Genomic DNA, 21,105 nt, shown 5'->3' with positions numbered 1-21,105 from the left:
GCAGGTGCGGACTCAGACGCGCGAATCCTCCGCATCTGCGTCGGCGAGTGCGGCCTCGGCGTGGTGGTGGATGGGCCCGTCGCGGTGCTGGAGCCGCTCACCGCCGCCGCCCCACTGCAGCGCGACGATCTCCGCGGCGATGGAGACCGCCGTCTCCTCGGGGGTGCGGGCACCGAGGTCGAGCCCGATGGGGCTGGAGAAGCGGGCCAGCTCGGCGTCGGTGACCCCGGCCTCGCGCAGCCGCTCCAGCCGGTCGTCGTGCGTGCGCCGGCTGCCCATCGCGCCGACGTAGGCGACCTCGGGCATCCGCAGCGCGACCTCGAGGACGGGCACGTCGAACTTGGGGTCGTGCGTGAGGACGCAGACGACGGTGCGTCCGTCGGTGCGGCCCGCCTCCACCTCGGCCGCGAGGTACTTGTGCGGCCACTCGACGACCACCTCGTCGGCGGCGGGGAACCGGGTGTTCGTCGCGAACACCGGCCGCGCGTCGCAGACGGTGACGCGGTAGCCGAGGAAGGTGCCGACGTGGGCCACGGCCGCGGCGAAGTCGATCGCGCCGAAGACGAGCATCCGCGGCCGGGGGGCGAACGCGGAGACGAAGACCCGCATCCCCTCGCCACGCCGCTCGCCGTCGGGGCCGTACCCGAGCGTCTCGGTGCGCCCGGCGGCCAGCAGGCCGCGCGCGTCGTCGGTGACGGCGGCGTCGGCCCGGGGCGACCCGAGCGAGCCCGTCGGGGCCCCGTCGGCCCCCTCGGCCCCCTCGGGGCGGACGACCAGGCGCCGGCCGAGCCAGGCCGGGTCGGGGTGCTCGATGACCGTCGCGACGGCGACCGGGCGACCGGCCTCGACGTCGTCGGCCACGGCGCCCAGCTCGGGGAAGGTCGTCTGCGACACCGGCTCGACGAAGACGTCGAGGATGCCGCCACAGGTCAGGCCCACCGCGAAGGCGTCGTCGTCGGAGACGCCGTAGCGCTGCAGCACGGGGGTGCCGTCGCCGACGACCGACTCCGAGAGCTCGTACACCGCGCCCTCGACGCACCCCCCGGACACCGACCCGACGGCCTCACCGCCGGGCCCGACGAGCATCGAGGCGCCGGCGGGGCGCGGGGCGGAACGGAACGTGGCCACGACGGTGCCGACGCCGACGGTCTCGCCGGCACGCCACCACCCCATCAGCTGGTCCAGGACGTCACGCACGCGCGACCACCTCCACGAGTTGCTCGAAGGCCGCCATCGAGTGGCCGGCGACGAAGTCGTCGACGTGTGGCAGCACGGCCATGATGCCTCCCTGCACGGGTTCGTAGCCCGCCCTGCCCCGGTGCGGGTTGACCCAGACCACCCGGTGGGCGACGGCCGAGAGGCGGCGCACCTGCTCGCCGAGGGCCTCGGGCGCGTCCCGCTCCCAGCCGTCGCTGAAGATGACGACGACGGCGCCACGGGCCATGCCCCGCCGTCCCCAGCGGTCGAGGAAGACCTTGAGCCCCTCGGCAAGTCGGGTGCCACCGGACCAGTCGGGGATCGCGTGGCCGGCCGCGACGATCGCCCGGTCGACGTCGCGCTGGTGGAGAGGCCGCGTGATGTGGGTGAGCCGCGTGCCGAGGGTGAAGACCTCGGTCGGCACGCCGGCGACGCAGTAGGTGTGGCACAGCCGGATCAGGGCGTCGGCGTAGGCGCTCATCGACCCCGAGACGTCGACGAGGAGGACCACCCGGCGGGCCCGGGTGCTCCGGCGGCGCCACGCGACCTCGCCGGGCTCCCCCATCCGGCGGAGCATCGCGCGCAGGGTGCGGTGGGCGTCGACGCGGCCGCGGCGGGCGGCTTCGCGACGGTGGGCGCGGCGCCGCGGGGCCCGAGGGCGCAGGGCCCCGTAGAGGCGGGCCAGCTCCTCGCGTTCCCGGCGGCTGAGGGTCGCGACGTCCCGCTGGCGCAGGACCTCGGTCGCGCTGGCCCGGGCGTGGACGGCGTCGGGGTCCTCCACCCCACCGCTGCCGGGCGGCTCCTCACCGGTGAGCGACGCGCGCGGCGTCATCACGGGGAGCGCGTCGCGCTGCCTGGACCCGGCGCGGGTGCCGCCGAACCACTCCGCGAAGACCGTGTCGTGGCGCTCGAGGTCGGCCGGCGAGGAGCAGAGGGTCGCCCGGCCCGCGTGGTAGACCCCGCCCGGGTCGTCGAGGCCGACGGCGGCGACTGCCTCGAGGTACGTGCGCTCGCGGTCGGCGGTGACGTTGACCCCGGCCGCCCGCAGGGTCCGCGCGAAGCCGACGAGCACCTCCTCGGGCGACCGCACGTGCTCGCGCACGTCGATGCGGTGCTGGGCGATGCTCATCGCCGGGCCCGCCGGCTCACGGCGTGAGCATCTCGTCGAGGGCCTTCTTCACGCGCTCGGCGTCCTCGCGGTACTTGACCGCGACGCCGAGCGTGGCCGCGGCCGTCTCGGTGTCGAGGGTGCGGGTACCGAGCTCGTGGAGCGCGCGGGCCCAGTCGAGCGTCTCGGCGACACCGGGGGGCTTGAGCATCTCGCGATCACCACGGATGGCGTGGACGGCCCGGACAACCTGTGCCGCAAGGGCTTCCGGCACCTCTGGAGCCCGCGTGCGGACGATGGCCAGCTCGCGCTCGATGCCGGGGTGCTCCAGCCAGTGGTAGAGGCAGCGGCGCTTCAGGGCGTCGTGGAGCTCGCGGGTGCGGTTCGACGTGAGGATGACGACCGGCGGGGTGGCGGCCACGATCGGGCCGAGCTCGGGGATGGTCACCTGCCACGTCGAGAGCACCTCGAGGAGGAAGGCCTCGAACTCGTCGTCCGCCCGGTCGACCTCGTCGACGAGCAGGACGGCCGGCGCCTCCCGCAGCGCCCGCAGGACCGGCCGGGAGAGCAGGAAGCGCTCGTCGAAGAGGTCCTCCTCGAGCTCTCGGACGTCCTGTGCCCCGCCCTCGACGGCCTCGAGCGCACGCACGTGGAGGATCTGCCGGGGGAAGTCCCAGTCGTACAGGGCCTGGCTGGCGTCGATGCCCTCGTAGCACTGGAGCCGGATGAGCGGGAGGTCCATCGTCTCGGCGAGCGCCTCGGCCAGGGCGGTCTTCCCGGTGCCCGGCTCGCCCTCCATGAGCAGAGGGCGGCCCAGCCGCAGGGAGAGCCACGTGACGGTGGAGAGTGCGTCGTCGGCGAGGTAGCCGGTGCCCCCCAGTGCACTCGCGAGGTCGGTGGCCGAGGCGAACGTCGTCCGGGGGTCCATGGCGACAGCATCACCCACGACGGCCCCTCACGGAAGGACGACGGTCACACGATCGCGGCGACGGACACGACGAGCACCCCAGCGCCGAGGGCCACGACCACGAGCGAGACGGCCGCGACCAGGCGCCCGTCGCGCATCACGGAGTACCCGGGCTCGTCGGCATGCGTCTCCCCGACCCGGCTGTGCCGCAGGGTTTCCGCGACGACGTAGGCCGCGAGGGCAGCGAGCAGAACGGTCGGCAGGACGACGGCCGGGCCGACCGTGTCGAGGGTCAGCCGTCCGACGCCGAGCGCACCGACGAGCAGGGCCAGCCCGGTGCGGCGCCACGCCAGGGTCGTGCGCTCCTGCTGCATCCCGGGGTCGCGGGCGACCGGCTCTCTCACGTGACGGCCCGGACGATGCTCGACACGGCCAGGGCGAGCCCGGCCAGCCCCACGGCCACGAGGACGACGACCATGGCCGGGTTGCCGGGCAGCGGAGTGCCTTCGCGCATCGCCCGTTCGACGCGCGCCCAGTTCCACCACGCCGTGGCGGCCACGACGGTGCCGGCGGCGGCCAGCAGCGCACCGAGCACCGACTGGAGGGTGCCGGGCAGCGGGAGGTCGAGGGCGTCGAGGGCGGCGGCGCCGGCCAGGAGGGCGAGAGCCGTGCGGGTCCACGCCAGGAAGGTGCGCTCGTTGGCCAGCGAGAAGCGAGGGTCGGGGTCGGTGCCGTGGTCGTAGACGGAGCGGGGCCGGCGGCGGGCGGGGGTCACGGCGCCTCCCGGTGCAGGGCCTCGGGGGTGTCGGCGTCGCGGCCGCTCGCGAGGTCGCCGCACTCGACGAGCCGGGGCGGGTGGGCGGCGAGGTGGTCGCGGGCGCCGCGGTCGCCGTGCGCGGTGCGCACGACCTCGGCCCAGTGGTGGCGGCCGAGGAGCACCGGGTGCCCGGCGACGCCGTCGTAGGTGGCACGGGCGAGGGCGTCCGGGCCGTCACCCCCGGCCGCGATGACCCGGCGGTGGACGTCGGCCCGCACGTCGAGCAGGTCGACGAGGGTGACGAGCGCGGCGTCGACCGTGGCCTCCGGGTCGGTGTCGAGGTGCGCCAGCCCGGCCCGCAGCGAGGCGCCCATCCCCTCCTCCCAGTCGTCGGCGACGACGGCCTCGGCGTGCAGCGAGAGGGCGAGGGGCAGGGTCTCTACGGCGGCGGCCCCGAGCACGACGACGACCCGCTCGAGGCCGGCGGCGGACAGCCGGCCCAGGGCGGTCTCGAGGAGCGTGGGCCCGGCGGGGTCGGGACGCACGAGCGCCTTGGGTCCGCCCATGCGGCGCCCGGCGCCGGCGGCGAGCAGCAGGCCGACCGTGGTCACGCCTCCACCCTGCCATGCGGACGCGGCCCGTCCGCATCTCCGGTTACGGTCGCGACATGCCCATCGAGCTCTCCCGTCGTGACGCCCGGAGGGTCGCGGTGCGCGCCCAGCTGCTCGCGAAGGAGCGGCCGACCGACGTGCTCGAGGTCGTGCGCCACCTCGGGCTGGTGCAGATGGACCTCACCGCCCACGTCGCCGTCAACGCCGACCTGGTGCTCTGGAGCCGGCTCGGGTCCGCGTACTCCCCCGCTGCCCTCGATGACCTCCTCGAGTCCCGGGCCCTCGTCGAGCTCCTCGGGTACCTCCGGCCGGCGGAGGACGTCGCGCTCTTCCGCGCGGAGATGGCGGCGTGGCCGGGTGTCGAGCCGCTCAGCAGCTGGCGGCGCGAGCTCGAGGCCTGGGTCGAGGACAACCGGGCCTGCCGCGAGGACATCCTCGTCCGCCTGCGGTCCGAGGGGCCGATGCCGGCGCGCGACCTCCCGGACACCTGCGTCGTGCCGTGGCGCTCGTCGGGGTGGACCAACAGCAAGAACGTGCAGCGGATGCTCGACATGATGGAGCAGCGCGGCGAGGTGGCCGTGTCGTCGCGCGAGAACCGGGAGCGCAACTGGGACCTCGCGTCGCGGGTGTACCCCGACGGGCCGACCGTGCCGTACGAGGAGGCCGAGGCCGAGCGCGACCGCCGGCGCCTCGCGGCCCTCGGCATCGCGCGGGCCCGGGTCACCTTCCCGCCGGGCGAGCCGAACCACGTCGGCGACGCGGGTGTCGAGGCGGTCGTCGAGGGCGTGCGAGGGCGGTGGCGGGTCGACCCCGCGGCCCTCGACGAGCCGTTCTCGGGGCGCACGGCGCTGCTCTCGCCCCTCGACCGACTGGTCCTCGACCGCAAGCGGATGGCCGAGCTCTTCGAGTTCGACTACCAGCTCGAGATGTACAAGCCTGCCGCGCAACGGCGTTGGGGCTACTTCGCGCTGCCGGTGCTGCACGGCGACCGGCTGCTCGGCAAGGTCGATGCCCAGACCGACCTCGCGGCGGGCGTGCTGCGGGTGCACGCCGTGCACTGGGACGAGGACCCGCCGAAGGCCGCCGTCGCCGGCGTCGAGCGCGAGCTGCGGTCGCTGGCCTCGATGCTCGGCGTGGACGTCGTGCCCCAGGGCAGGGACCGACGGTCCTGACCGCGTGCGCGACGGTGACCGCTCGGTGTCGGTCGAGTCGCCGGAAGCTGCGGGTCGGCGCCCGATGTGGCCCGCGGCTCCTTCACCCCCAGCGGCATCGGCGGTGGTGAGGAGGTCGCGTCAGTCGGACCAGTAGGCCAGGTGTGAGCGGTGCAGCCAACCGTCGACGCATGCCCGATCCGGCCCGTGGTGAGGAGGTCGACGCCCTGGACGCCGAGCCGCAGCGCGTGCATTGCGAACTTCGTGTCGTAGCCGTGCACGGCGACGAGCTCGGGGCGGTTGGTGTGGGCTCCGACGGCGCCGGTCATCGCGTCGCGCTGCGACTGCAGGTAGCCCAGGAAGCGTCCGGCTGCGAGCTTGGAGACGAAACGGTGAGCGTTGTCGACCAGCTCGGCGCCGAACCGGTTGCGGTAGACGACTTCCTCGTCCGGGACGAACAGCGCGAGCAGAACCGTGGGGTTGCCGGCGAGCGCCAGCCGGCACCACTTGCGTGCCGAGTAGATGACCACGTCGAGGTCCGCCGCACCGGAGCGGTTCGCCAGGCCCCCTGGCCTGTCCCAGACCGTGTGCCGCTGGTACTGCTCGAACTCGACCTCGGCGTTGCCGGCGTCGATGCCCCGTGGGACGCGGGCCAGTCAGGTCACGAAGCGAGCGGGTTCGAGGCAGATTCCCATCTCGTCGCGGTCGTCCTGCCCGCTGATGGACGTGCCATGGATGCCGGACCCAACCTGGACTCGCAGGATCATGCCCGCCTGGGCGATCGCCCGAGCTTCCTCAGAGGCGTGCGGGTGGCCGAACCCGTGCGGCAGTGATGTGTCCCCGTGGATCTCGGTAGCCGTTGTCATGGCACCGAACCGTGCGGCGCCCACGAGTCACGGACGACGCATATCTCTTCACCCAACGCGGTATGAGCGGGCAGAGGAGGAGGAGAAGGAGGAGGACAGCCGATCCCCTGACTCACGCCACGAAGGGGACGTTGTGGCGCCCTCAGGTCTCGACCCGGCACCTCTGTAGTTGGTGCGCCAGCGAGGACCACTTCGCGACAAGGGCCGCTGTCTCAGCAACCGACGCCGTCAGCAATCCTGCTCTCAGGTCCACGGCTCGCCGGTGTTCTTCCATGAGCTCGTTTCGCAGCAGAGCCTGGGCTTCGGGGCCGCTGTGCTCTGGGTCGCCCTAGACACGTAGCCGGGGCTGTCCAGCATGACTGGGTGCGTCGGACAAGAGCGACCCCCAGAACCCCTCCCCGTCGGGGTACTTCGGGAATCCGAACCTTCTGGCCCATTGATAGTGGAGCTCCCCGGCGGCCTCCTCGGGAACCCGCTGGTACTCGGAGAGCAGCCACCTAGCCGCGACGCGAGAGTTCCACACGAGCGGGTGAAGGACTGAAGGGTCCTCGACCGGGAAGAGCATCCTCCCCGATCGGACCCTCGCATCGACGAGCTTGAGCCGCTCATCTGTGCCGTGGAGCACTGCCTCCACGTCCATCGGCTCGATCAGCGTTCCTCGTTGATGCATCGACTCCCACTCGCGGACGGCGTTGAAACCAGGGTCGTGCTGCGGCGTCATGTACTCCCCGACCAGAGCTACGGCGTCTGCCGCCTCGGCAGCCCATCGCCGGACATCCTCGGCCAGCCTCACCACCTCCTCGGCAGGGCTGACCTCATTCGTCACCACGGTCGGCCGGCGCCCCGACCGCCGCGGATCGGATTGCACGCGTTGCGTCGTAAGCCAGGTGTCGAAGGCGCGGATGAACCGCTGGACGGCCTCACGCATCCGCTCGACGTCCTTGGCCCCCATTGCGCTCGTGTCCACCCAGTCACTCTAGAAGTGGCACGGGCCGCCCACCTTCGTTCACGTGATCCACCGGAACTCACCGCGCCGTCGCCTGCTGGTCGGAGCAGACCGGCCCCTCTCACGACTGACGCCAACCCATCGGCCGCTCATCGGCATGATCGCGACGCCCGCGATCCGCGGCATGAGCGGACGTCCAGACGTTGTGCTCGGTCAGCCAGACGCCCTACTCAGAAGATGCTTGGCCGTCCGGTACGACGGTCCTGCGGCGGTGCCGAAAGAGCTGGACTCCCAGGATCGGCAGCCCGATCCAGGGCACTAGAAAGATGAGTCCGAACCACCACAGCGGTTTCAGTCCCATCCACGGTCGTGACCAACCGCCTGAGGCGCGTTGCGCGATGTACGCCGTGACGATGGCTACGACAGCGAAGATCAGCACGCTGACCCAGTTCACTCGGAAGTCGAGCCCAAAGCCTTCCACCCGCCGAGTGTAGGGAGGCCAGGCGCGCGCGGTGCCGGCTTCAAGAGCCTGGCACCGACACGCGGGCCATCGTGCGCCTAGCGGCATGAGCGCTGGACTACTCGGCGGAGCCAGCGGCCGGGGAAACCGGTGCCATGACGCCGGTTTGTCCGGTTCCTTCCCGTGATCGCGCGCGAAGGGTGGCAGACGGCTCTCGATCTCCGCGGTTGACGACCGTCTGCCACCTTTCGGGCAGACACCCTCAATTCGGCAGATGCGGATGGATCGGTGAGGCGCCCGCGCACTCAGACGGCGAGGCGGTGCTGGGGTTCGGTGCTGCGGGTCCGGCCGTTGGGGCCGTGCCAGGTGATGGTGCCGTCGGGGGCGAGGACGGGTCGCCAGCGGGCTTGTTGCTTGAAGCGGTGATGCCGTCGGCGCAGACACTCCAGGCAGGTCGGGGTGGTGGCGCCGTCGGGCCACGCGCGCACGTGGTCGAGATCGCACGCCAACGCAGGTCTGGTGCAGCCCCACATCCGGCAGGTGCCGTCGCGGGTCTTCACGAAGTCGGCGATCGCCTTGGGTGGGCGGTACGCGGTGCTGGTGACTGAGGCCAAGGTGCCGGTGTCGGCGTCGAGGACAGCTCGGGCGACGTCCATCGGGAGGAGCTTGAGGAGATTCGCGAGGGTGGCGGCCTCGACCCAGCCGAGGTTCGGCAGGTGGGTCCCGGAGACCGCAAACCCGGGCGACACCTCGGCCAGCACCACGGCCCGGTCACTGGGGTCGAACTCTGGCTCGGTCACCCAGGAGAGGGCTTCACGGGAGGCGGGGTCGAGGTCGCCGTAGCGGACCTCCGCACCCGTGCTCACGTCGATGATCGTCTCGTCGTCGTCCCACTCCACCCGGAAGCGTTCCCCAGCAGCAGCCTCCGGTGCCGGACGGTCGGTCACCACGGGCACGCCGAGGGTGACCTGCGCGGACACGGTCACGTTCCGCAGCACCAGATCGGTCAGGGCATCCGCGCACGACTCCCGCACCGTCAGCGTGTCGTCGACCGCCCGGTACTCACCCGCCAGCTTCTCAACGGCCGACCACATCGCCGCCGACGTCGCCGTCGGTAGGGAGGCGAACCAGTCGGTCAACCCGTCCTCCCCGGGCCGGACCTCCACGCACCGACCCCGCTTCCGCAAGGCCACGTGCGCGGCGACCTGGTCCGCGGCCACTCGTGTGGCCACTCGACGGGCCTCCGACATCACCCGCGCCGGGTCCATCACCGGCAGCCGCGGCGCGAGCTCGGCATCCACCCGCGCACACGCCTCGACATCCAGCCCGGCGCAGGCGTCGACGACCTTCTGGGCGTTGACGGCGGCGAGGTCACCGGACAGGAGCAGGTCACGAGTCATCGGGAACCGCTCACCGAGCACCGCACCCAACGCCGCCTTCCGCCCCGCCACCCCCTCGGTCAGCCCACACGCCAACGACATCTCCGTCGGCGCCATCGCATCCACGAACCCCACCGGATGCACCCGCTTCCACGACCCCGACCGCATCGTCGTCTCCACCCGAGCACCCCACGCACCCGCCACAGCGACCGCTCCATCCGCCGCGTTCGCCAGACCCTGCAGCTCGCCGGCGACCTCGAAGGCCTCCTCCGCGGACAGCGAGCGACCGGACTCGGCGAGCTCACGACCCAGCTGCGCGCACTCCTCGCGCAGTGCCGCGATGCGGCTGCTGATCGTCCCCCTGTCCATGCCTCATCCTACCGAACACCCGTACGACCGACAATGGTTTGCGAGGGTCAATTCCGCTGTACCGCAGACGGTTTGCTCCGACATTTGGAGCAACCCGGCAGTCAGCCACGCTCAGCCGAGCTCGGCCTCCAGGGCCGCGATGATGCGCGGCCGCAGCTCCTCGGGGGCGATGACGGCGTCGACCGACCCGACCTCGACCGCGCGGTGGATGTCGTGCACCCGGTCGAACTCCGAGGCGACCTTGCCGAGCATCTCCGAGCGCACGGCCTGGCGCACCGTGGCCAGCTCGGTGGCCAGCACCGGCCGCTCGGCAGCCGATGCCTCGCGCACCCGCGCCTCGAGGTCGCTCACCCGCGGGTCGGCGGCCGTCCGGGCGTCGACGTCGCGGGCGAACACGACCGCCGCGGCCGGGGCGCCACCGATGACCGAGGCGAAGGACCCCTCGATGGCCAGCACCGTCATCCGGTCGTTGAGGGCCTTGGAGAAGACGACGAAGGCGCCACCGTGGTACCGGGACACGACGACGAAGACGATCGGGCCCTCGAAGTTGACGATGGCCCGGCCGATCTCGGCGCCGTACTCGAGCTGGAGGCTGCGCATCGACTCGGGTGAGCCGTCGAAGCCGGAGAGGTTGGCCAGGACGACGAGCGGGCGGTTGCCCGAGGCCGCGTTGATGAACCGCGCGGCCTTCTTCGAGGACCGCGGGAACAGCGTCCCGGCCGTGTAGGTGTCCGGACCGTCGGTGGGCGGGAAGCCGCGGCGCGCCACGTTCTGCGACTCGATCCCCAACAGCGCCACCGAGATCCCGCCGATGCGCGCGTCGAGCACAACGGCCGTCTCGGCGTCGGCCATGCCGGCCCAGCGCTCGAGCGTCGCGTGGTCCTGGTCGGCGACGGCCCGCATCACGGTGCGGATGTCGAAGGCCTTCTTGCGGTCCGGGTTGGTCGCCGGCGAGAAGATGTCGCCGACCTTCGTGAAGTCACTGCCCTCCAGCACGTGCGGGTACACCGACACGTCGCGGTCAACGGGGTCGGTGGTCGGTGCCCGGCGCGGGCCGGCCTCCCCCGGCGCCACCCAGCTGGACTCGTAGTGCGACAACAGGATCCCGTAGGCGTCGACGAGGTCCTTGGCCCAGTACTGCGCCTGCCCGTTCGGGCCCATCACGCGGTCGTAGCCGCCGATGCCGAAGTTGTCCTCCGCCGAGACGCCGCCGGAGAAGTCGAGCGACTGCTTGCCGGTGAGGACCATCGCCGAGTCGGGCGTCATGACGAGGATGCCCTTCGTGTGCATGAGCATCGTCGCCTCGGCGTTCCAGTACGGCTGCGCCCCGACGTTGATGCCGGCCACGACGACGTTGATCTCGTGCCCCGCCTGGGTGAACTCGATGATCCGCTTGAGCGCCTTGGCGACCCAGTCCATGTTCTCCGTGCCGGAGTCCATCGAGATGCGCGCGCCGGCCGAGAGCGCGAACCACTCGACGGGCAGACCGCGCTCCTCGGCGAGGTCGAGAGCCGCGATGACCCGCCGGCACTCGGCCTCCGCGACCGCGCCGAGGGCGCGCAGCGGGTCGCCGCACAGCAGGACGCGCGTGACGCCCTCGGGGTGGAGGGGCGTCGGCGTGGTGACGACGCCGCAGATCATCCCGGAGGTGTTCTGCCCGTAGGGACGGTCGACGGGGACGAGCCGCCCGGACTCGTCGAGGTCGTGCTCGACGGCCTCACCGCCACCGCCGGCGATCATCGACACCAGCTCGTACGGGTACACGAGGCCACGACGTCGGGCGCGAACCACCTTCTCCGCGTACGAGTCCAGCGGCGCGAGGCGCTCGGTCGGCGGCTGCTCGACCGTGAAGGTGACGCCCGACCCCGGCTGGTACGTGAAGCGCGCGCAGATGGGGACGGTGTGGCCGTTGTCACCGGCGATCTCGCCCTCGATCCGCACCTCCTCGATGCCCGCGCCGGCCGTCATCGGCGCGACCTTGCCCTGGAGCGCGGTCAGCTGGTCGAGGTCGCCGTCGACCGGCGGCCAGATGTGCAGCCACACGTGGTTCATGTCGAGCCGCGCGCCGCCGCCGAGGGTCTGGCGGGCCCGCCGCACCGCCTCGAGGCAGTTGGCCAGCGCCCGTTCGACGTGCGGCAGCGCGGTGACCTTGCCGTCGTCGTCACGGACGACGACGAGCTGGCGGACCTGGGCCAGCGCGACGAGCCGCTGGTCCTGCGGGTTGTCGTGCGCGACCGCGTGGAGCAGCAGGACGTCCTCGGGGGCCTCGAGCCGGGTCAGCCCGAAGTCGCGCAGCCGCCAGAGGTTCAGCCGGCGCCCGACCATCGGGTGCACGCCGCGGACCGGGGTGTCCTCGACGACGGTGCCGTCGGGCTGCGGGCGGTAGGTGAAGTAGCCGACCTCGCGCTGGTCGTCGGGGACGACGCCGACGGCCACCCGGCGGCAGGCGTGCGCGAAGGGCAGGGCGGCGACCCGCGTCGCGAGCTCGGCCGACGCGGCCTCGGGGTCGGACGGCAGGTCGGGCCAGTGCACGTAGAGGTCGACCACCGCGTCCTGGCCCTCGGCCCGGGCGGCGACCAGCCGCTCGAGCAGACCCGCGAGCGCGGACCCCGCCGACAGCTCGTCGACCGTGCCGACGGTGCTGACGAGGTGGGTGGCGCGCTCGTCGAGGACGTAGTCGGCGACCGCGACGGCGCGCCCGTCCTCGGTCGACTCGGCGAGCCCGGACAGCTCGTAGCCGCGGTAGTGGCGCTTGACGAGGACCTCGAGCATCGGCTCGCGGGCGGCGACGCCGGTGCGCAGCCGCTCGCCGAGGAAGCGCACGATGCGCTCGGGGATGGCGGCCAGCGCGTCGACCCGGGCGGTGCGCTCGGCACCCGGGGCCATCGCGTCGATCTGCTCCAGCTCCGTTCCGACGGAACCCAGCACCGAACGCCGGTCGGCGTCGACGAGGGGCTGGTCGAACCAGCGGAAGCGGACGCTGCGGGCCAGGTCGCCGACGATCGGGAAGCGCAGCTGGGTGGCGACGACGAGCCGGTCGAGCAGGTCGTGCGCCGCCGCGGACGCCTCGCCCTGCGGGGCCGGCTCGGCGAGCCAGCGCTGGAGCAGCGAGGTGGCCATCTGCACCTCGGGGGTCGAGCGCTGTTGGGAGAGGAAGACGCGGAAGACGGCGCCCTCGAGGTCGGCGGTGCGGTCGAGGGAGTCGACGCCGTAGTGCCGCAGCACCCGCTCGAGGCGTCCGACGAAGTCGGCGGGCAGCGCGCCGCGCTCGGGGTCGAGGGTCTGCAGGAAGGTCCGGAAGTGCTCGCGCGGGCTGTGCACCCGGTTCTCGACGTGGGCCTCCTGACCCACCGGGCGGTTGCGCCCGAGCTCGGCGAGGTCGGCGAAGACCTCGAGCAGCGAGAGCTCGTCGGCGACGACGGGCGCGCCGCTGCCGGCCAGCTCGTCACGGGCCGCGAGGTAGCCCTCGAGCGCCCGGCTCTCGTGGGCCGGGTCGAGGTCGTAGCCGAGGAGCATCGCCGACAGGTCGGCGCGCGCCCGGGCGGCGCGCTCGGCGGCGTCGGACTCGTCCGGGGCGTCGGGAAGGTCGAGGTCGGCGCCCCCACCGGTCTCGGCGGCCACCTCGGCGGCGTCGCCCAGCGGTTCGAGGCGCACCAGCGCGGCGCCGGTCTCGACCTGGCTGCCCGTGGCGACGAGCAGCTCCTTGACCCGGGCCGCGAACGGCGCCGGCAGGACCGTCTCCATCTTCATCGACTCGAGGACGAGCACCGGGGCTCCCGCGGCCACCTCCCCGCCGACGGCGACGGGGGTGGCGACAACGAGGGCCGGTGCGGGAGAACGCAGCACGCCACCCTCGTCACGGCTGACGCGGTGCGTGACGCCGTCGACCTCGACGAGCTGCACAGGGCCGTGGGCGGCCGTGACGAGACGGTGAACGCGTCCGGCCACCCGCACGCGGCTGGCGTACGGCCCGACCCGCTCGAGGTCGGCGTCGACCGTGTGCGTCGCACCCGACGCCTCGGCGACGGTGACCCGGTACCGCGACGGCCCGGTGCGGAAGACAGTGACCTTGTAGGCGGTTCCGCGCAGCTTGAGGTCGACCGCGCGACCGACGTCGTGCTGCGCCTGCGGGCGGCCGCCCCGTGCGGTCTCCAGGAGGCGGGCCCGCTCGATGGCCTCGGCGTCGAGGTAGGCCTCGATGCCGGCGGCGACCAGCGCCACGCCGGAGTGCTCGCTGGCGACCAGCCGGCCCTCGCCGCGCACCCGGTCGATCCATCCCGTGTCGGCGCTGCCGTCGACCACCTCGGGCTGGTCGAGCAGGTCGAGGATGAAGGACTTGTTCGTCGAGCCGCCCTCGATGACGACGGTCGTCTCGCGCATCGCGCGCCGCAGCCGGGCCAGTGCCTCGTCCCGGTCGCGACCGAACGCGATGACCTTGGCGATCATCGAGTCGAAGTCGGCGGGGATCGAGTCACCCTCCGCCACACCGGTGTCGACCCGGATACCCGGGCCTGCGGGCAGCTCGAGGTGGGCGATGCGACCGGGCGAGGGTGCGAAGTCGCGGTCGGGGTCCTCGGCGTTGAGCCGGGCCTCGACGGCGTGCCCGAGCTCGGCGGGTCGCTCGCCCTCGAGCCGGCCGCCCTCGGCGACGTGGATCTGCAGCCGGACGAGGTCGGTGCGGGTGACGACCTCGGTGATCGGGTGCTCGACCTGCAGGCGGGTGTTGACCTCGAGGAACGCGAAGAACCGGTCGCCCGGGTGGTACAGGAACTCGACCGTGCCGGCGCCCGCGTAGTCGACGGCGACGGCCAGCCGCTCGGCGGCCTCCTTGAGCTCACGCGCCTGGTCGGCGTCGAGCACGGGCGAGGCCGACTCCTCGATGACCTTCTGGTTGCGGCGCTGCACCGAGCAGTCGCGCACCCCGATGGCCCAGGCGGTGCCCTGCCCGTCGGCGATGACCTGGACCTCGACGTGCCGCGCCCCGGTGACGAGCTTCTCGAGGAAGACCACGCCCGAGCCGAACGCGCGCTCGGCCTCCTCGCGGGTGCGCTGGTAGGCGTCCTCGAGGTCGGCGTCCGACGCGACCATCCGGATCCCGCGCCCGCCGCCGCCGGCCGTCGCCTTGAGCATCAGGGGGTAGCCGATGCGCCCCGCCGCCGCGACCGCCTCCTCGAGGGTGTCGACGCCGCCCCGGCTCCACGGGGCCACCGGCACCCCGACCTCCTCGGCGATGAGCTTGGAGCCGATCTTGTCGCCCAGCCTGCGCATCGCCTCGGGGCTCGGGCCGATGAAGGCCACCCCGATCTCGCGGCACAGCTCGGCGAAGGCGGGGTCCTCGGCGACGAAGCCCCAGCCGACCCAGACCGCGTCGGCGCGGGTCTCGAGCAGGGCGGTGCGCAGCCGCTCGAGGTCGAGGTACGGGCGGGCGGACGCGGGGCCGAGGTCGTAGGCGACGTCGGACTCGCGGACGAACATCGCCGACCGCTCACCCTCGGTGTGCAGGGCGACGACCTCCGTTCGCGGTTCCCCCGGCGCGCGTCCGGCATTGAGGTCACGCACGGCGTGGACCAGCCGCATCGCGGCCTCTCCCCGGTTGACGACGGCGATCCGCGAGAACATGCGCCGAGCCTGCCACCGAACTCCGGTGACTCGCGAGTAATGCGCAGTGACCGGGCGGGGCGCGGCCTCAGCGCTCGCGGTCGTCGGCGCCGTCGGCCTCATGCCGGGCGGCCCGGGCCTCGGCGAGCGCGGGCAGCTCGGGCTCCTCGGCCTCGGGGTCGACCCGTGGCGCGACGAGGGCGGCGACCCGCTCCTCGGTCTCGGCGCTCACCTCGTGGCGGCGCTGGTAGATCTCGAGCATCGCCATGATGGTCGCGGCGAGCGGCACGCCCATCAGCGCCCCGGAGAGCCCGAACAGCTGGGCGCCGAGCAGCGCCGCCCCGAACGACACCGCCGGGTGGACGTCGACGGCCTTGGCCGAGATCCGCGGCTCGATGGTGAGGTTCTCGACCTGCTGGTAGGCGATGCCGTAGACGAGGACCCACAGCCCGAGCCACGGGTCGCCGGAGGTGAGCCCCACGAGGACCGGCAGCGCGATCGAGACGTAGGTGCCGATGTTCGGGATGAACTGGGCGACCAGTCCCGTCCACAGCGCGAGGGCCAGCCAGTACGGCAGGTCGAGGAGGAAGAACGCGACGCTGCTCGCGGCGGCGTTCACCGCGGCGAGCACGACGCGGGCGGCGATGTAGTTGCCGACCTTGACCTTCGCGAGGTCCCAGGCCGTGAGGAACGGCACCTGGACGCGCGGTGACATCCGGCCCGCGAGCCACAGCCGCAGCCGGGGCATCCCGACCGAGATGTAGAAGACGAAGAACGCGACGACGAAGATGCCGAAGAACGCCCCGAGCAGCGCGGTGAGGAAGCCGAGGACGCCGAAGGCGACGTTCTGGGCGTAGCCGCTGAGGTCCGAGGGCGAGATCCCGGCCTGCTCGAGCAGGTTGTCGTAGGTGTACTCGGACCCCGTCGCCCGGTTGACCTGCTCGAGCACGTCGGAGGCGATGCCCGGGACGGCCGTGACGAGGGCGGTCAGCTGGTCGACGAGCAGGCTGCCGAAGAGCCAGAGGAACGCGCCGATGCCGAGCAGCAGCGACAGCATCACGGTGGCCGTGGCGGCCGCGCGCGGCATCCAGCGGGTGAGGCGCGCGACGGCCGGCTCCATCGCGAGCGCGACGAACCAGCTCATGACGACGTAGAAGACCATCGAGCTGCCGCGCCACAGGACGAAGCCCAGCACCGCGACCCCGAGCAGCACCCCGACGACGGCCAGGGTGCGGCGGCGCTGCCCGCGCTGGCCGGGGTCGAGGATGCCCTCGGGCGCGGTCGCAACGGCCGTGGAGTCGCTCATGCGCACCGATGCTAGGGGGCCGACGCGGGGTCGGCCGCCGCGACGCGGCCTCAGGAGTGGTGGCCGTCGGAGGGCTGGTCCTGCCCGAAGATCTTGACGCCCGAGGGGCAGAGGCGCACGGCGGGGTTCCAGTCCTCGAGGTCGCCGCGGACGTTGTCCTTCCACAGCCACGCGTGCAGCACGTACAGCGGCAGGCTGGGGTGCCGGTGGAAGGCCACCCCGAACAGTCGCGGGGGCGAGGACCGGTGCCACGCCTCGAGCGGCACGATGTACTCGTGGGCCACCAGCCCCGTCACCCGCCCGCCGCGGCCGAGCTCGTACACGAGCGCCTCGGGCCGCCGGATGTCGACGGTGTCGTCGAGCAGGGCGTCGTTGACGTAGTGGACCCCCATCCCGCCGCGCTCCGGATCCTGGAAGCACCCCAACGTCGTCAGGCTGCTCTTCCACCCGGCGGCCTCCGCAGCCCGCACGTCCTGGAAGGCCGCGGTGGCCAGCTGCGCGCCGGCCCGGGCGGTGCGGGTGACCGACCCACCGTGCCCGTCGTGCGCGGGTGCTCCCCCGGACCGGGTCGCGAGGTAGTGGTTCCGCTCGAGCCTGTCGTCGGCGTGCGAGCGCTCGTGGACGGTCCCGCTGACCCCCTCGGCCGCGGGTCCGGCCGCGGGTCCCGGGCCGGTCGCGCAGCCGCCGGTGCCGAGGAGGGCGCAGCCGAGGACGAGACCCAGGCCGCGGCGACCCAGCCCGTGGGTCGATGCCATGTCAGCCCTCCTCCACCCGGTAGATCTCGTCGGCGACCAGACCGTGGGCCTCGCGGTGCACGGTGGCGGCGGCCTCGGCGTCGGGTGCCTGGACGAGGCAGAAGATCTGCCCTCTGTCCTCGTCGACCCAGTAGCGCAGGTAGCTCACGTCGTGGGCACCCTGGATGGCCAGGTCGGCCGCGTGGGCCTTCGCCACGTCGGTGAGCGTCACTCCGTCGCCGAGGCTGTGGACGTCCATGAAGAGCGGCATGGTGGTGGGTCCTTCCCTGAGGTTGTGGTCCCTCAGGTGTAACCGCCGCGGGCAGCACACCTCATCGGTGGCGGCTACCCATCCTGCGGCGCACGGCTACCCACGCCGACCAGCTCACGGCGGGAGCCCGCACCCACCTTCGCGAGGATCGAGGCGACGTGGTGCTCGGCGGTCCGCCGGGAGATCTGGAGCCGCTCGGCGACCCCGGCGTCGGTCAGCCCCTCGCAGACGAGGGCGAGCACCTCGACCTCGCGCGCCGTCAGCCCGTGCGCGTGGGGAGCGCCGCGCGGCGACCGGGGCGCGGGCCACCCCCGGCCCGCAGCATCGCGCGGGCGCGCGCGGCCGCCCCGGTGGCGCCGAGCCGGTCGAACCCCCGGACGGCGTCGGTCAGGGCCGACCGCTCACCGCTGCGGGCCAGGGCCAGGGCCCGCTCGAAGGGACACCCGAGCCCGTCCCACAGGGCGGCAGCCTCCGCCCAGCGTCCTTCCCGCTCGGCGGCGTACGGCGGCGCCAGCGAGCCCGTCTCCACCTCGACCTCGGGCGACAGCCACGTGGCGACGGACCCGCGGTTCCAGGGGCAGTCGGCGCCCACCGCCGCCGGCCATGCCGCGGCCGCGGCGGCGGCGGACCCGGCGGGGTCCCCGGCGACCCAGGCCGCCTCGCTCTGCGCGGCCGCGGCGGGGGCCACGCGCTGCACCTCCCCCATCCCTGCGGCGAGCGCGTGGGCCCGGGCAAGGTGGCCGGCAGCGCGGGGGTCGCCACGCCGCGCGTGCGCGTGGGCCAGCACGATGACCGGCTCGATGGCGTCGATGGCGGCCAGGTCCTCGCGCCGCAGCAGGGCCTCCGCGCGGGTGCAGGCCGCCTGGGTGTCACCGCGGTCGAGCAGGAACCGGCAGAGGATGCCCTCGAGGTAGGCGGTCCACGAGTCGAGGTCGCGGTCGACGCAGTACTCGATGCCCTCGTCGAGGTAGCGCCTCGCCTCCGGGTGCCGGCGCTGGACCACCGCCGCCGAGGCGAGGTTGCAGTAGGCCCGTGCCGCGTGCTCGTGCAGGCCGGCGGTCCGCGCCCCCTCCAGGCTCTCGAGCAGCAGCCCCTGCCCGGTGCCGAGGTCGCCCGCGGTGACCTCCATCGTGCCGAGGTTGTTCAGGGCGTGGACGCGCACCTCGTCCCGGCGCGGCCCCTCCGGGACCCCGCGAGGACCTCGAGCGTGGTGTGCCCCCAGGTGCGGGTGCCGGCGAGGTCGCTCGCCAGCATCCGCAGCTGCGCGCGGTTGCTGTACGCCATGGCGAGCTCGACCGACGGGCTGCCGTCGAGCAGGTCGATGGCGACGTCCGCCTGCCGCTCGGCGTCCTCGCCACGACCCGCGAACCAGCTGAGCCGGGACAGGCACCGCCAGGCGTCCCCGACCCGCACCGTCTCGCCCGACGCCTCCCAGATGTCCAGGGCCTCCCGGGTGTGGACGATGGCCTCCTCGATGCGCTCGGTGAGGTAGCACTCGTAGCCCATCGACCAGTGCAGCTCCGCCCGGGCCGGGTCCGCGAGCCGGTCGGCGTACTCGAGCGCGCGTCGGTACTGCCGCACGGCCTCCCGATGGGCCCCGAGCTCGCCCGCCCGCACCGCGGCCACCGGGGCGTGCCGGAGCACGGCGTCGGCGAGGCGCGCGCCGTCGGCGTGGTGGGCCAGGACCGCGGGGTCGGCGCCCCGCGACTCGAGAGCGGCCAGGAGCCGCCGGTGGAGGTGGACGCCGCGACCCACCGGGACCTCGCCGAGCACGGCGAGGCGGGCCAGCTCGTGCCGGAACGTGACGTCGCCGTCGACCTGGCGCAGCAGGCCCCGCCGGACCGGCTCGTCGATCGCGTCGAGACCGTCCGCGAGGAGCTCGGCGACCAGCTCGACCCGCGGGTGGGTCCCCGCCAGCGCGACGACCTCGAGGGCGCGCCGCGCGGGAGCGGCCAGCCGCGCGACCCTGGCCAGGACGGCGTCGCGCACGGTCTCGGGCACCTCGTCGGTGTCGGCGGAGAGCGCCTCGGTGACGAAGAACGCGTTGCCCCCGGTCACCTCGTACAGCCGGTCCGCGTCGACCGCCGCCAGCCCGGGACGGGCGGCGGCGTGGTGCGCCGCCAAGGCCTCGACGGCGGAGGGGGTCAGGGCGGGAAGGTCGATGCGCCGGGTGCCGACGGCCGAAGCGGTCTCGCCGAGGAGGAGCCGCAGCCCGTTGGCGGCGGAGTCCTCGGGCCGGTAGGTCACGAGCACCAGCGCGTGGCAGTCGTGGATGCGGCGGGCGACGTGCCGCACCAGGTTCAGGGTCGCCTCGTCGGCCCAGTGGGCGTCCTCGACGACGAGGAGGTACGGCCGGCGCCCGGGCGGGTCCCGCAACACCGCCACCAGCCGCGCGAAGACGTCCTGACGCGTCGCGCCCGGCGGCCAGACGTGGTCCGGCAGTGCGGGGAGCATCTCGACGAGGGGCCCGAGCGGTGCCGGGGTGGCGGCCCCGTCGCAGCTGCCGACCACGGCCCGGGCCGACCCGCGCGCGTCGGCGAGCACCTGCGCGACGTACGACGTCTTGCCGATGCCCGCCTCACCCGCGACGTACGCGAGGCGCCCGTGTCCGGCCGAGGCCTCCTCGAGGTACCCGGCCGCCGACCTCAGCTGCTCGTCGCGCTCCATGAGCGTCACGTCCCGATGCTACGTCCGGCGGGCGGCCGGAGTCAGCGTCCGGCAGGCCCGGGCAGCGGAAGGGCCCCCGGGCAGCGAGGCTGCGGTCGGGGGGCCCTTCGCACGGGTGGCAGGTGAAGGATTCGAACCTTCGAAGCTTTCGCGACGGATTTACAGTCCGCTCCCATTGGCCGCTCGGGCAACCTGCCTGGTGCGCATGGAAGGATAGCAAGCCGGACCCGACCCACCGAATCGACTGGAGGACCCGTGGCGGACAGCAGCTTCGACATCGTCAGCACCTACGACAAGCAGGAGATCGCCAACGCCGTGAACACCGCGGCCAAGGAGATCTCGAACCGCTACGACTTCAAGGGCGTCGGCGCCTCGGTGAAGCTCTCCGGCGAGGTCATCGCGATGGAGGCCAACAGCGAGGAGCGCTGCAAGGCCGTCCTCGACGTCGTGCAGACCTGGCTGGTCAAGCGCGGCGTCTCGCTCAAGCACCTCGACGTCCCGGAGGCCGGGCCGCGCCTGTCGGGCAAGGAGTACAAGCTCGACTGCCCGCTCAAGGAGGGCATCTCGTCGGAGAACGCGAAGAAGATCACGAAGCTGATCCGCGACGAGGGGCCCAAGAGCGTCAAGACCCAGATCCAGGGCGACGAGGTGCGGGTCACGAGCAAGTCGCGCGACGACCTCCAGGCCGTCCAGCAGCTGCTCAAGGGCGCCGACCTCGACATCGCGCTGAACTTCACGAACCGCCGCTGAGTCCGGCACCGGTCGCCGGGGGGCACGA

General features: G+C 73.3%; 18 protein-coding genes, 1 tRNA gene and 1 pseudogene. 3 read left to right on the top strand and 17 right to left on the bottom strand.

The window, feature by feature from the left end:
* Positions 1 to 12 precede the first annotated feature (12 nt).
* Genes G7075_RS00780 through G7075_RS00755 form a run of 6 tightly spaced genes read right to left on the bottom strand, consistent with a single transcriptional unit; the run spans position 13 to position 4,580 of the window.
* Positions 13 to 1,197: an XdhC/CoxI family protein gene (locus G7075_RS00780; protein WP_166117929.1), complete on the bottom strand. Its 1,185-nt coding sequence runs from the start codon at positions 1,195 to 1,197 to the stop codon at positions 13 to 15.
* Positions 1,190 to 2,326: a VWA domain-containing protein gene (locus tag G7075_RS00775; RefSeq protein ID WP_166117928.1), complete on the bottom strand. Its 1,137-nt coding sequence runs from the start codon at positions 2,324 to 2,326 to the stop codon at positions 1,190 to 1,192. Before G7075_RS00775 ends, G7075_RS00780 begins: the two co-directional genes overlap by 8 nt.
* Positions 2,327 to 2,342: 16 nt before the next feature.
* The gene (locus G7075_RS00770; RefSeq protein ID WP_166117927.1) at positions 2,343 to 3,233 is read right to left on the bottom strand and encodes a MoxR family ATPase; all 891 of its coding nucleotides are present in this window, start codon (positions 3,231 to 3,233) and stop codon (positions 2,343 to 2,345) included.
* Between the two features lie 44 nt (positions 3,234 to 3,277).
* Positions 3,278 to 3,616, bottom strand: a complete 339-nt coding sequence (locus G7075_RS00765) for a DUF202 domain-containing protein (RefSeq protein ID WP_205860587.1) — start codon at positions 3,614 to 3,616, stop codon at positions 3,278 to 3,280.
* Positions 3,613 to 3,987, bottom strand: coding sequence for a YidH family protein (locus tag G7075_RS00760; protein ID WP_166117926.1), 375 nt, complete (start codon positions 3,985 to 3,987; stop codon positions 3,613 to 3,615). The genes G7075_RS00765 and G7075_RS00760 overlap by 4 nt, the downstream gene beginning before the upstream one ends.
* Positions 3,984 to 4,580 carry an NTP transferase domain-containing protein gene (locus G7075_RS00755; RefSeq protein ID WP_166117925.1) on the bottom strand — a complete coding sequence of 199 codons (597 nt, stop codon included), beginning with the start codon at positions 4,578 to 4,580 and terminating at the stop codon, positions 3,984 to 3,986. Before G7075_RS00755 ends, G7075_RS00760 begins: the two co-directional genes overlap by 4 nt.
* Before the next feature lie 56 nt (positions 4,581 to 4,636).
* Between G7075_RS00755 and G7075_RS00750 the strand changes: the two genes are divergently transcribed.
* Positions 4,637 to 5,752 carry a DNA glycosylase AlkZ-like family protein gene (locus G7075_RS00750; RefSeq protein WP_166117924.1) on the top strand — a complete coding sequence of 372 codons (1,116 nt, stop codon included), beginning with the start codon at positions 4,637 to 4,639 and terminating at the stop codon, positions 5,750 to 5,752.
* A gap of 239 nt (positions 5,753 to 5,991) precedes the next feature.
* Here G7075_RS00750 and G7075_RS22335 read toward each other — a convergent pair.
* A pseudogene (locus G7075_RS22335) lies at positions 5,992 to 6,261 on the bottom strand (DNA polymerase beta superfamily protein); the annotation flags it as partial.
* Positions 6,262 to 6,318: 57 nt separating this feature from the next.
* Here G7075_RS22335 and G7075_RS22330 point away from each other — a divergent pair.
* Positions 6,319 to 6,564, top strand: a complete 246-nt coding sequence (locus G7075_RS22330) for a hypothetical protein (protein ID WP_371814143.1) — start codon at positions 6,319 to 6,321, stop codon at positions 6,562 to 6,564.
* Between the two features lie 361 nt (positions 6,565 to 6,925).
* Here G7075_RS22330 and G7075_RS00740 read toward each other — a convergent pair whose 3' ends face one another.
* The 10 genes from G7075_RS00740 to G7075_RS00695 all read right to left on the bottom strand — a co-directional run bounded on the left by G7075_RS00740 (position 6,926) and on the right by G7075_RS00695 (position 20,524).
* Positions 6,926 to 7,564, bottom strand: a complete 639-nt coding sequence (locus G7075_RS00740; protein WP_166117923.1) for a hypothetical protein — start codon at positions 7,562 to 7,564, stop codon at positions 6,926 to 6,928.
* A gap of 744 nt (positions 7,565 to 8,308) precedes the next feature.
* Positions 8,309 to 9,751 (bottom strand): DUF222 domain-containing protein, encoded by a 1,443-nt coding sequence (locus tag G7075_RS00735; protein WP_166117922.1) that lies wholly within the window; start codon positions 9,749 to 9,751, stop codon positions 8,309 to 8,311.
* 111 nt (positions 9,752 to 9,862) lie between these two features.
* A complete protein-coding gene (locus tag G7075_RS00730; protein WP_166117921.1) occupies positions 9,863 to 15,370 on the bottom strand; it encodes a carboxyl transferase domain-containing protein in 5,508 nt (1,835 codons plus the stop codon).
* A gap of 67 nt (positions 15,371 to 15,437) precedes the next feature.
* The gene (locus tag G7075_RS00725; RefSeq protein WP_166117920.1) at positions 15,438 to 16,655 is read right to left on the bottom strand and encodes an AI-2E family transporter; all 1,218 of its coding nucleotides are present in this window, start codon (positions 16,653 to 16,655) and stop codon (positions 15,438 to 15,440) included.
* 50 nt (positions 16,656 to 16,705) lie between these two features.
* Positions 16,706 to 17,410 carry a hypothetical protein gene (locus G7075_RS00720; protein ID WP_166117919.1) on the bottom strand — a complete coding sequence of 235 codons (705 nt, stop codon included), beginning with the start codon at positions 17,408 to 17,410 and terminating at the stop codon, positions 16,706 to 16,708.
* 1 nt (position 17,411) lies between these two features.
* A complete protein-coding gene (locus G7075_RS00715; RefSeq protein WP_166117918.1) occupies positions 17,412 to 17,660 on the bottom strand; it encodes a DUF4242 domain-containing protein in 249 nt (82 codons plus the stop codon).
* A 74-nt stretch (positions 17,661 to 17,734) separates the two neighbouring features.
* Positions 17,735 to 17,902, bottom strand: coding sequence for a helix-turn-helix transcriptional regulator (locus tag G7075_RS20540; protein WP_240917794.1), 168 nt, complete (start codon positions 17,900 to 17,902; stop codon positions 17,735 to 17,737).
* A gap of 17 nt (positions 17,903 to 17,919) precedes the next feature.
* Positions 17,920 to 18,822: a tetratricopeptide repeat protein gene (locus tag G7075_RS20535; RefSeq protein WP_166117917.1), complete on the bottom strand. Its 903-nt coding sequence runs from the start codon at positions 18,820 to 18,822 to the stop codon at positions 17,920 to 17,922.
* Complete coding sequence (locus tag G7075_RS20530) at positions 18,804 to 20,327, bottom strand: AAA family ATPase (protein WP_240918092.1); 1,524 nt, start codon at positions 20,325 to 20,327, stop codon at positions 18,804 to 18,806. Before G7075_RS20530 ends, G7075_RS20535 begins: the two co-directional genes overlap by 19 nt.
* A 116-nt stretch (positions 20,328 to 20,443) precedes the next feature.
* Positions 20,444 to 20,524, bottom strand: a tRNA-Tyr gene (locus G7075_RS00695).
* A 58-nt stretch (positions 20,525 to 20,582) separates the two neighbouring features.
* Between G7075_RS00695 and G7075_RS00690 the strand changes: the two genes are divergently transcribed.
* The gene (locus tag G7075_RS00690) at positions 20,583 to 21,077 is read left to right on the top strand and encodes a YajQ family cyclic di-GMP-binding protein (protein ID WP_166117915.1); all 495 of its coding nucleotides are present in this window, start codon (positions 20,583 to 20,585) and stop codon (positions 21,075 to 21,077) included.
* Positions 21,078 to 21,105 lie beyond the last annotated feature (28 nt).

The sequence above is a fragment of the Phycicoccus sp. HDW14 genome (assembly GCF_011383005.1).
Lineage (GTDB): Bacteria > Actinomycetota > Actinomycetes > Actinomycetales > Dermatophilaceae > Phycicoccus.
This window is presented reverse-complemented; position numbering and strand designations above follow the sequence as displayed.

Excerpts from the sequence above, each read along its gene's own strand:
- G7075_RS00720 (WP_166117919.1), bottom strand. The coding sequence starts at position 17,410 with ATGGCATCGACCCACGGGCTGGGTCGCCGCGGCCTGGGTCTCGTCCTC.
- G7075_RS00735 (WP_166117922.1), bottom strand. The coding sequence starts at position 9,751 with ATGGACAGGGGGACGATCAGCAGCCGCATCGCGGCACTGCGCGAGGAG.
- G7075_RS00750 (WP_166117924.1), top strand. The coding sequence starts at position 4,637 with ATGCCCATCGAGCTCTCCCGTCGTGACGCCCGGAGGGTCGCGGTGCGC.
- G7075_RS00775 (WP_166117928.1), bottom strand. The coding sequence starts at position 2,326 with ATGAGCATCGCCCAGCACCGCATCGACGTGCGCGAGCACGTGCGGTCG.
- G7075_RS00715 (WP_166117918.1), bottom strand. The coding sequence starts at position 17,660 with ATGCCGCTCTTCATGGACGTCCACAGCCTCGGCGACGGAGTGACGCTC.
- G7075_RS00770 (WP_166117927.1), bottom strand. The coding sequence starts at position 3,233 with ATGGACCCCCGGACGACGTTCGCCTCGGCCACCGACCTCGCGAGTGCA.
- G7075_RS00730 (WP_166117921.1), bottom strand. The coding sequence starts at position 15,370 with ATGTTCTCGCGGATCGCCGTCGTCAACCGGGGAGAGGCCGCGATGCGG.
- G7075_RS00725 (WP_166117920.1), bottom strand. The coding sequence starts at position 16,655 with ATGAGCGACTCCACGGCCGTTGCGACCGCGCCCGAGGGCATCCTCGAC.
- G7075_RS20530 (WP_240918092.1), bottom strand. The coding sequence starts at position 20,327 with ATGGAGCGCGACGAGCAGCTGAGGTCGGCGGCCGGGTACCTCGAGGAG.